At 67.5% G+C, this 7,464-nt stretch carries 16 protein-coding genes; 12 read left to right on the forward strand and 4 right to left on the reverse strand.

Features of this window, described 5'->3' with window-relative positions:
• Positions 1 to 287 (reverse strand): ABC transporter ATP-binding protein (locus tag GJV64_RS15730; protein ID WP_328799173.1); only part of this gene is annotated, 287 nt, incomplete at its 3' end.
• Between GJV64_RS15730 and GJV64_RS09225 the strand changes: the two genes are divergently transcribed.
• Positions 250 to 867, forward strand: a complete 618-nt coding sequence (locus GJV64_RS09225) for an inner membrane-spanning protein YciB (RefSeq protein WP_164156962.1) — start codon at positions 250 to 252, stop codon at positions 865 to 867. The genes GJV64_RS15730 and GJV64_RS09225 overlap by 38 nt on opposite strands.
• Here the strand turns inward: GJV64_RS09225 and pspF are convergent, their stop codons facing one another.
• Entirely contained in the window at positions 868 to 1,890 is a 1,023-nt protein-coding gene (pspF, locus tag GJV64_RS09230; protein WP_164156963.1) for a phage shock protein operon transcriptional activator, read from the reverse strand.
• 176 nt (positions 1,891 to 2,066) lie between these two features.
• On the opposite strand from pspF, the gene GJV64_RS09235 reads away from it, so the two are divergent.
• The 11 genes from GJV64_RS09235 to GJV64_RS09285 all read left to right on the forward strand — a co-directional run bounded on the left by GJV64_RS09235 (position 2,067) and on the right by GJV64_RS09285 (position 6,142).
• Positions 2,067 to 2,204: a hypothetical protein gene (locus GJV64_RS09235; RefSeq protein ID WP_164156964.1), complete on the forward strand. Its 138-nt coding sequence runs from the start codon at positions 2,067 to 2,069 to the stop codon at positions 2,202 to 2,204.
• A 110-nt stretch (positions 2,205 to 2,314) separates the two neighbouring features.
• Positions 2,315 to 2,992 carry a phage shock protein PspA gene (gene pspA, locus GJV64_RS09240; protein ID WP_164156975.1) on the forward strand — a complete coding sequence of 226 codons (678 nt, stop codon included), beginning with the start codon at positions 2,315 to 2,317 and terminating at the stop codon, positions 2,990 to 2,992.
• Positions 2,993 to 2,996: 4 nt separating this feature from the next.
• Positions 2,997 to 3,260 (forward strand): envelope stress response membrane protein PspB, encoded by a 264-nt coding sequence (pspB, locus tag GJV64_RS09245; protein WP_164156965.1) that lies wholly within the window; start codon positions 2,997 to 2,999, stop codon positions 3,258 to 3,260.
• A gap of 23 nt (positions 3,261 to 3,283) precedes the next feature.
• Positions 3,284 to 3,463 carry a PspC domain-containing protein gene (locus tag GJV64_RS09250; protein ID WP_164156966.1) on the forward strand — a complete coding sequence of 60 codons (180 nt, stop codon included), beginning with the start codon at positions 3,284 to 3,286 and terminating at the stop codon, positions 3,461 to 3,463.
• A 52-nt stretch (positions 3,464 to 3,515) separates the two neighbouring features.
• Entirely contained in the window at positions 3,516 to 3,896 is a 381-nt protein-coding gene (gene pspC, locus GJV64_RS09255) for an envelope stress response membrane protein PspC (RefSeq protein WP_164156967.1), read from the forward strand.
• A gap of 27 nt (positions 3,897 to 3,923) precedes the next feature.
• On the forward strand, positions 3,924 to 4,250 hold the full coding sequence (locus GJV64_RS09260) for a hypothetical protein (RefSeq protein ID WP_164156968.1): 327 nt from the start codon (positions 3,924 to 3,926) through the stop codon (positions 4,248 to 4,250).
• 51 nt (positions 4,251 to 4,301) lie between these two features.
• Entirely contained in the window at positions 4,302 to 4,544 is a 243-nt protein-coding gene (locus GJV64_RS09265; protein WP_164156969.1) for a hypothetical protein, read from the forward strand.
• A gap of 14 nt (positions 4,545 to 4,558) precedes the next feature.
• Positions 4,559 to 4,792: a hypothetical protein gene (locus tag GJV64_RS09270; RefSeq protein ID WP_164156970.1), complete on the forward strand. Its 234-nt coding sequence runs from the start codon at positions 4,559 to 4,561 to the stop codon at positions 4,790 to 4,792.
• 44 nt (positions 4,793 to 4,836) lie between these two features.
• On the forward strand, positions 4,837 to 5,259 hold the full coding sequence (locus GJV64_RS09275) for a SufE family protein (protein ID WP_164156971.1): 423 nt from the start codon (positions 4,837 to 4,839) through the stop codon (positions 5,257 to 5,259).
• Positions 5,256 to 5,708, forward strand: coding sequence for a PaaI family thioesterase (locus GJV64_RS09280; RefSeq protein ID WP_164156972.1), 453 nt, complete (start codon positions 5,256 to 5,258; stop codon positions 5,706 to 5,708). The genes GJV64_RS09275 and GJV64_RS09280 overlap by 4 nt, the downstream gene beginning before the upstream one ends.
• Complete coding sequence (locus tag GJV64_RS09285) at positions 5,705 to 6,142, forward strand: PaaI family thioesterase (RefSeq protein WP_164156973.1); 438 nt, start codon at positions 5,705 to 5,707, stop codon at positions 6,140 to 6,142. The genes GJV64_RS09280 and GJV64_RS09285 overlap by 4 nt, the downstream gene beginning before the upstream one ends.
• On the opposite strand, the gene GJV64_RS09290 is transcribed toward GJV64_RS09285, so the two are convergent.
• Together GJV64_RS09290 and GJV64_RS09295 are read right to left on the reverse strand one after the other, a co-directional pair.
• Positions 6,111 to 7,187 carry a glycerophosphodiester phosphodiesterase gene (locus tag GJV64_RS09290; RefSeq protein ID WP_164156974.1) on the reverse strand — a complete coding sequence of 359 codons (1,077 nt, stop codon included), beginning with the start codon at positions 7,185 to 7,187 and terminating at the stop codon, positions 6,111 to 6,113. The two genes, GJV64_RS09285 and GJV64_RS09290, sit on opposite strands and share 32 nt — an antisense overlap.
• Positions 7,188 to 7,258: 71 nt before the next feature.
• Positions 7,259 to 7,464: 6-phosphogluconolactonase (locus tag GJV64_RS09295; protein WP_205599576.1), on the reverse strand; the 206-nt coding region annotated here is incomplete at its 5' end.

Here is a 7,464-nt window from a genome sequence, read left to right on the forward strand (position 1 = left end):
CCGGCCAGCAGCCGCAGCAGGGAGGATTTGCCGGCGCCATTAGGCCCCACCAGCAGCAGTGCGCCGCCCGGCTCCACCCGCGCGCGCACGCCTTCGAACAGCAGCCGCTGCCCGCGCCGGCAGGCCAGATCCTCGATGACAAGCGCCCCGCTCACGCCTTGCGGCTTAATGGCTTGGGCCGGCCGCGTCACCCCCCAACCCCGTGCCGGCTGGTGACGCAGGCGCCCGCCCGCGCTATGGGGGCGCATCATGGCCACCCGCCCGCAGCTTTCCACCGGCGCCCGCATGGCGATCAACCTCGGGCCTCTGATCCTGTTCTTTGCCGCCAGCAAGGCCGGCAAGGCGCTGTTCGAGCGCGGCGCCCTGCCCGGCCTGAAAGACGCGGAGGTGGCCAGCGCGGTGATCGGCACTGGCGTGTTCGTGGTGGCCAGCCTCGCTGCCGCGCTGTGGCACTGGGCCAAGACCCGCCACCTGCCGCCGGCGATGATCTTCACCACAGTGATCGTTGTGCTGTTCGGCGGCCTGACCATCTGGCTGCAGGACAAGGCCTTCATCCAGCTCAAACCCACGATCATCTATGGCGTGTTCGCTGCCCTGCTGCTGGGCGGGCTGGCCACCGGCCGGCCGACCCTGCAGATCGTGATGGAAGACGCGCTGCCCGGCCTTACGACACGCGGATGGAAGCTGCTCACCCGCAACTGGGCACTGCTGTTCATCGCGCTGCTGTTCGCCAACGAGGCGGCGCGGCGGCTGCTGAGTTACGACGACTGGCTCAGCTTCAAGGTGTGGGGCGTGACCGCCGCCATCTTCATCTTCACCATGGCCCAGGCGCCGCTGCTCGCCCGGCATGGGCTGAAGCTGGACTGATCATTCCCCCAGCAGGCCATGCCGCTTCAGGGCATGGCGCAACTGGTCATAACTGAGCCCCAGGGCGCTGGCGGTGCGGCGCTGGTTGTGGCGGTGGCGCTCCAGCGCGGCTTCCAGCAACTGCTTCTCGTAGGCGGCGACGGCTGAACGCAGATCGCTCACCCCGTCGATCTTCAGGGGCGGGCGTGATGGTGGCGGCATCTCGCTGGCCTCCGTCACCGGGCTGATGGCGGTGCCGCCGTGCGGCCGCCACGGCGATTCGAACGGGTCGATCACCAGCTGCCCCACCGGCCGGTCGGCATCGCCCCAGCGATAGAGGGCGCGCTCCACGACATTCTTCAACTCGCGGACATTGCCCGGCCAGTGCCAGCTCGCCAGCTGTTCCAGCACGCGCGGTGCAAAGCCCGGAAAGCGCGGCCAGCCCAGTTCGGCGGCCATGCGGCGGGCAAAATGCGTCGCCAGCACCTCGATATCCTCGGCACGTTCGCGCAAGGGCGGCAAAGTGATGACCTCGAAGCTCAGCCGGTCGAGCAGGTCGGCCCGGAAGCGGCCCTTCGCCACCAGCGCCGGCAGATCCTCGTTGGTGGCGCCGACCAGCCGGACATCGACGGCGATGACCTTGTTGGAGCCCAGCCGGGTCAGTTCGCCATACTCCACCACCCGCAGCAGCCGCTCCTGCGCCGGCGGCGACAGCGTGCCGATCTCGTCCAGGAACAGGGTGCCGCCATCGGCATCCTCGAAGCGGCCGGCGCGGGCGCGGGTTGCACCGGTGAAGGCGCCGGCCTCATAACCGAACAGTTCGGCATCGATCAGGTTTTCCGGCAGCGCCGCGCAGTTGAGGCTGACCAGCGGCTGCGACCAGCGCGGGCTGAGGCGGTGCAGGCGATCGGCAATCAGTTCCTTGCCGGTACCGCGCTCCCCGATCACCAGCACCGGGCGGTTGAGGGCGGCAGCCGCGGACGCGCGCTCGACCGCGTCGAGGAAGCTCGTCGAGCTGCCAATGAGCTGGGCAGGAGCGGCCATGCAAGGAGTTGGCACATTTTCCCAAACTTTGGCAATCCCTGCCCAAGGTCAAAAAATGTAAGCCAGCATGTGTCGTGCTTTTTCAGGCACTTGGTTCCAGCACGGCACTTGGCACGACCCCTGCAATGTAGATGGCATGAGCGGCCAGTCGCCGCCACCGCAACAGGAGAGAGACCATGACTGCCACCAACTTCCGCTTCGCCCACACCCTGCTGAGCACCGTTGCCGCCCTGCTGATCGGCTTCACCTTCATCGCCGCCGCCACCGGCCCGGCGCTGGTGACGCCGGCGGCCAACAGCGTTATCGTGGCGTGATCCACGACACGTCGGCCGGGGCCCTGGTTCCCTTGAGTCGCCCCCCTCTGGAACCGGCCCCGGCCACACCGCTGCTGACCGCCACCTTCGAACTGCTGGAGACACGCAAGATGGGCATTTTCTCGCGAACCCGCGACATCATCGCCGCCAACGTGACCGACCTTCTCGATCGGGCCGAAGACCCGGCCAAGATGATCCGCATGATCATCATGGAGATGGAGGAAACGCTGGTGGAGGTGCGCGCGTCCGCGGCCCGCACCATCGCCGATCAGAAGGAAATGAAGCGCGCCATGGTCAAGGCCAACCAGGCCATGACCGACTGGCAGGACAAGGCAGAACTCGCCCTGTCGAAGGGCCGCGAGGACCTCGCCAAGGCGGCGCTGGTGGAGAAGAACAAGGCCAAGGCCTTCATCGATACCACCCAGGCCGAGATCGACCTGTTGAACGAGACACTCGCCCTCAACGAGGCCGACATCGCCAAGCTGGAGGCCAAGCTGCGCGAGGCCCGCACCCGCCAGAACGCGCTCTTGAACCGCATCGAGAGCGCCACCCAGCGCTCCAAGCTGCGCGAGATGATCCGCGGACCCCGCGTGGAGGATGCCTTCGCCCGCTTCGAGGTGCTGGAACGCCGCGCCGACATGGCCGAGGGCCGCGCCGACGCACTGGCGCTGGGCGGTCCGGGCGAAACGCGCAGCCTGGCGGACGAGTTCGCCGCGCTGCAGACCAACGACGAAGTGGATGCCGAGCTGGAAGCCATGAAGGCCCGCCTCGGCAAGACGGAAGGATAACGCCATGGATGGCATCATTCTGCCCATCGCCATTGTCGGCATGCTGTTCGTGGCCTTGCCCGGCATGATCCTCCACTATCTCACCAAGTGGAAGAGCCAGACCGGCATCAGCCAGCAGGACGAAGCCCTGCTCGAGGAGCTGCACGATCTGGCCCGCCGGCTCGATCAGCGCATCGAGACGGTGGAGCGCATCGTCGCCGCCGAGAACCCCAACTGGAAGGACAGCCGCATCACCGACCTGTCCGAACAGCGTAAGCTGCTGCGCTGACCTGCAAGCATAGGAGAATATCCATGAGCCGCGCTCTCACCCTCGACAAGTCCAACGGCAAGCTGATGGGCGTCTGCGCCGGGATTGCCAACCGGTTCGGCTGGGATGTCACGCTGGTGCGCATCGCCTTCGTGCTGGCCACGCTGTTCGGCTTCGGCTCCGCCATCATCGTCTATCTGGTGATCGGCCTGCTCGCCAACTGAACCCATCACCGGCGCACCGCTCGTCACGGTCGCCCAACAGGGAAATTCCCCGATGTCTGCCAAACCCTCACGCTTCTACCTCGACAAGCGCAACGGCAAGTTCATGGGCGTCTGCGCCGGCATCGCCGACTATTTCGGCTGGGACGTCACGCTGGTGCGCATCGGCTTCGCGCTTGGCACCGTGCTGGGCTCCGGCTCGGGCATCCTGGCCTATCTCGTCATCGCCTGGATCGCCAACGACAAGCCGGCCGCGCTCTATGATGCCAGCCCCGACCGCCAGGCCTTCTGGCGCGATGTGCGGGTGGCGCCCAAGCGCACGCTGCGCGACATCAACGCCCAGTTCCGCGATGCCGACCGCCGGCTGCGCGACCTCGAATATCATCTCACCAGCGAGAGCCGCCAGCTGGCCGACGAGATCGAGAAGCTGCGCTGATGCGCCCACCCTGCAAGGACACTCCCGATGGCCATTGAACCCGTCATCATCGACATTCTCGCCCCAGTGATCGCCACGGTCGGCGTGGCCAGCGTGCTCGGCTGGGTCGCCACCACCTGGCTGAAGGTGAAGAACGGCTACCCGCTGGAAAACAGCTGGGGCAAGCCGCTCTATCCCAACGGTGGTGGCGAGGCGATGGAGCGCATCAGGCTGCTGAGCCAGGAGAACGCCCAGCTGCGCGCCGAACTGGGCAGCCTGAAGGACCGCATGGCGGTGCTGGAACGTATCGCCACCGACCAACCCAGCCGGCTGGCGGCCGAAATCGACGCGCTGGCCGCCAAGCAGTTGAATTGACCATGACTGCCCGGCCCCACCCCCATCGGGCCGGCAACGGGGAATAGACAGATGAACGTCTTCACGATGGTGGTGCTGATCGTTGCGATCGTCACCGTCGGCCGGGTGCTGCGCGAACGCTATCGCGCCATGCACCGCCTGCCGGGCGGCCGCGACGCCGGTACCGATGCGGAGAAGCAGAAGCTGCTCAGCGAGGTGAGCCGCCTCAACGAGCGCATCCGGGTCCTCGAACGTCTGGCCACCGATCCGGCCAAGCGCCTGTCGGACGAAATCGAATCCCTGAAAGATCAATAAGAAAGGAGACTGCCATGCCCCCGGTTGAATCTCTCCTGGTCCTCTCCACCGCGACCCTCGCTGGCCTTGCCATGCTGGGCGGCCTCGCGGCGTGGAGCTGGGCTGGCTGGCTCAAGCTGAAGACGCGCGAGCTGGACGTGCGTCCCGCTGGCGCCGAATTGCCCGCCGTGGGCCAGCGCATCGACCTTGCTGACCTGAAGGAACGCATCCGCAAGCTGGAAGCCATTGCCGCCGGTGTCGACCTCTAACGCCCCTTGACCGCAGCCCGCTTCGCCCGCCATGGGCTGCGGTCATGGCCATCACCACTTTCGACGATGTCGAGGCCGAGTTCGACGCCCTTGACGACTGGGACGACCGCTATCGGCTGATCATCGCGCTCGGCCAGGCCCTGCCGGCGATGGAGCCTGCGCTGAAGACCGACGCCAACAAGGTGCGCGGCTGCGCCAGCCAGGTGTGGCTGCACCCCTCCATGGAAGCAGGCCGGCTGCGCTTTGCCGCCGACAGCGACGCCGCCATCGTCAAGGGCCTGGTGGCGCTGGTGCTCATGCTGGCCGATGGCCGCCGACCCGCCGAGATCGACGCGGCAGAGATAAAGGCGCGGCTGGACGGGCTGGGCCTGTCGAAGCACCTGTCCTCCAACCGCACGCAGGGCCTCGCATCGATGATCGGGCGCATTGGCGCGCTGGCCAAGGCGGCTTCGGGGGAAATGGCATGACCGCCTTTGCCGAACAGGTCGCCCAGTTCATGGGCCCGTTCGTGGGCCGCGTGCCGCACAACAAGAAGCTGGGCCTGCGCTTCATCGCCAGCGGTGACCGCTGGGTGGAGCTGCAACTGCCCTATGCCCCGCACTTGCTGGTCGATCCCGATCACGGCATCTGGGCGTCTGGCCCGATCATCACCCTGATGGACACCTGCGTGGGCATGGCCTCCATGCTGGCGCGCGGCGCCTTCGAACCGCACGCCACGCTCGACCTGCGCACCGATTATGTGCGCAGCCCCAAGCCCGAGGCCACCGTGACGGCGCGCGGCGAATGTTATCGCATGACCCGTCAGATCGCCTTCGTGCGCGGGCTGGCCCATGATGGCGACCCGGCCGACCCCATCGCGCATGTCGCCGGCACCTTCATGTTTGCGGCCTCCAAGCTGCAGGGCGGCTGGCAATGACCAACCCGGCGCTCGCCAGCCTGCTGAGCCAGCCTTCCGGCCGGCTCGACATGCTGCCCTATGCCGCCCTGCTCGACCTGGCCTTCGAGCGGGTGGACGACGAGCTGCAGCTGATCATGCCGTTCGACGAGACGCTGATCGGCTCGCCGGGGCGGCTGCACGGCGGCGCCATTTCCGGCCTGCTGGAACTGGCCGGGCTGCTGACCGTGATCGCCGCTCAGCCGGAGGGCGAGGCGCTGCCGCGCGTGCGGCCCGTAACGGTGACGGTGGATTTCATGCGCGAGGGCGCCACCCAGGAAACCCGCGCCGCTGCCAGCATCACCAAGCTGGGGCGCCGCGTGGTCAACGTGCATGCCCAGGCGTGGCAAGGATCGCGCGAGAAGCCGACCGCGGCCGCCCACATCAATTTCGTGCTGGACTGGCCGGAGCGGTGAGCGCCCGCACCGCGGCGGCGGTGGAATCGCTGAACAGCCCGTCGATGCCGGTCGCCAGATAGGCGCGGATCTCGGCATCTACATCGCCGGCGGCGCGCGGATCGGCGCCGGATTTCAGGCCTTCGGGCAGGAAATAATTTTCCGGCCGGAACGTCCAGGGATGCACCTCCAACCCGGCGGCATGGGCATCGGTAACCAGCGTCGTGGGCCGGCCCAGCCTCCCGAAGGTGTCGCGCGGGATCACCATCGTGCGTTCCGGCCCAATCCCGAAGGCATAGTGGGCGACCTGCTTCAGGCCTTCTGGTGTTGCCATCTGCCGATAGTCATGACCATCGGCAGAGCTGCCCTTTTCGGCCATCAGCTGGATCAGCCGCACGCCGGTCTGGGCCTTGAGCGCCTTCAGATTGTCGACCTCGAAGCTCTGGATGAACACCGGCGCCGCCGCCGTGGTCCAGCCGGCCTTCGCCAGTTCGGCCAGCAACACCGGTTCGATGGCGAGGCCGATCCCACGGAAATAGCTGGGGTGCTTGGTTTCGGGGTAGATGCCGATGGTGCGCCCGGTGCGGGCCGACGCCGACTTCGCCAGCGCGATGATTTCGGCCAGGGTGGGGATCTCGAACTGGCCATCGAAGGCGGCATTGGCCGGGCGCAGCTGCGGCAGGCGCTCGCGCGCCCGCAGTGTCTTCAGCTCCGCAAGGGTGAAATCCTCGGTGAACCAGCCGGTGATGGCCTCGCCGTCGATGGTCTTCGTCGTCTTGCGGGTCGCGAATTCGGGCCGGCTGGCCACATCGGTGGTGCCCCCGATCTCGTTCTCGTGGCGGGCGACGAGCTGGTGATCCTTCGTGGGCACCAGGTCGGGCTCGATGAAATCGGCGCCCTGCTCGATGGCGCGCTCATAGGCGGCCAGCGTGTGTTCGGGCCGTTCGGCGCTGGCGCCGCGATGGGCGATGATGAGCGGCGGTTGCGGGGGCATGGCGGGTGGCGGGGCTGGCTTGAGGGGGGCTGCCGCAATCAGCAGCGGGGCAAGGAACAGCAGGGCGCGCATGGCTGAGGCCTAGCGGTGGCGGATGACAGATTTATGGCGCCCAACACCACCCCATGTCCCTTGTTGAGCCCTTATTCGGCGCACCAGTGGATATCGATGTCCATATCGAGCTCGGCCAGCAGGCGGCCAATCGGCAACGGGCTGGCGGCGCCCTGCTTCAGCGCGGTTTCGACCGCCTTCCGCTGCGCCGCACCCGACACCAGCAGGGTGACGGTGCGCGCCGACAACAGCGCCGGCCCGGTGAGGGTGACGCCGCCGGGAACGCCCAGCGCGCGGC

The sequence above is a fragment of the Sandarakinorhabdus rubra genome (assembly GCF_010994245.1).
In the GTDB taxonomy this organism is placed as follows: Bacteria; Pseudomonadota; Alphaproteobacteria; order Sphingomonadales; family Sphingomonadaceae; genus Sandarakinorhabdus; species Sandarakinorhabdus rubra.

Coding starts and splice junctions, on each gene's coding strand:
- GJV64_RS09225 (WP_164156962.1), top strand. CDS start 250: ATGGCCACCCGCCCGCAGCTTTCCACCGGCGCCCGCATGGCGATCAAC.
- pspF (WP_164156963.1), bottom strand. CDS start 1,890: ATGGCCGCTCCTGCCCAGCTCATTGGCAGCTCGACGAGCTTCCTCGAC.
- GJV64_RS09235 (WP_164156964.1), top strand. CDS start 2,067: ATGACTGCCACCAACTTCCGCTTCGCCCACACCCTGCTGAGCACCGTT.
- pspA (WP_164156975.1), top strand. CDS start 2,315: ATGGGCATTTTCTCGCGAACCCGCGACATCATCGCCGCCAACGTGACC.
- pspB (WP_164156965.1), top strand. CDS start 2,997: ATGGATGGCATCATTCTGCCCATCGCCATTGTCGGCATGCTGTTCGTG.
- GJV64_RS09250 (WP_164156966.1), top strand. CDS start 3,284: ATGAGCCGCGCTCTCACCCTCGACAAGTCCAACGGCAAGCTGATGGGC.
- pspC (WP_164156967.1), top strand. CDS start 3,516: ATGTCTGCCAAACCCTCACGCTTCTACCTCGACAAGCGCAACGGCAAG.
- GJV64_RS09260 (WP_164156968.1), top strand. CDS start 3,924: ATGGCCATTGAACCCGTCATCATCGACATTCTCGCCCCAGTGATCGCC.
- GJV64_RS09265 (WP_164156969.1), top strand. CDS start 4,302: ATGAACGTCTTCACGATGGTGGTGCTGATCGTTGCGATCGTCACCGTC.
- GJV64_RS09270 (WP_164156970.1), top strand. CDS start 4,559: ATGCCCCCGGTTGAATCTCTCCTGGTCCTCTCCACCGCGACCCTCGCT.
- GJV64_RS09275 (WP_164156971.1), top strand. CDS start 4,837: ATGGCCATCACCACTTTCGACGATGTCGAGGCCGAGTTCGACGCCCTT.
- GJV64_RS09280 (WP_164156972.1), top strand. CDS start 5,256: ATGACCGCCTTTGCCGAACAGGTCGCCCAGTTCATGGGCCCGTTCGTG.
- GJV64_RS09285 (WP_164156973.1), top strand. CDS start 5,705: ATGACCAACCCGGCGCTCGCCAGCCTGCTGAGCCAGCCTTCCGGCCGG.
- GJV64_RS09290 (WP_164156974.1), bottom strand. CDS start 7,187: ATGCGCGCCCTGCTGTTCCTTGCCCCGCTGCTGATTGCGGCAGCCCCC.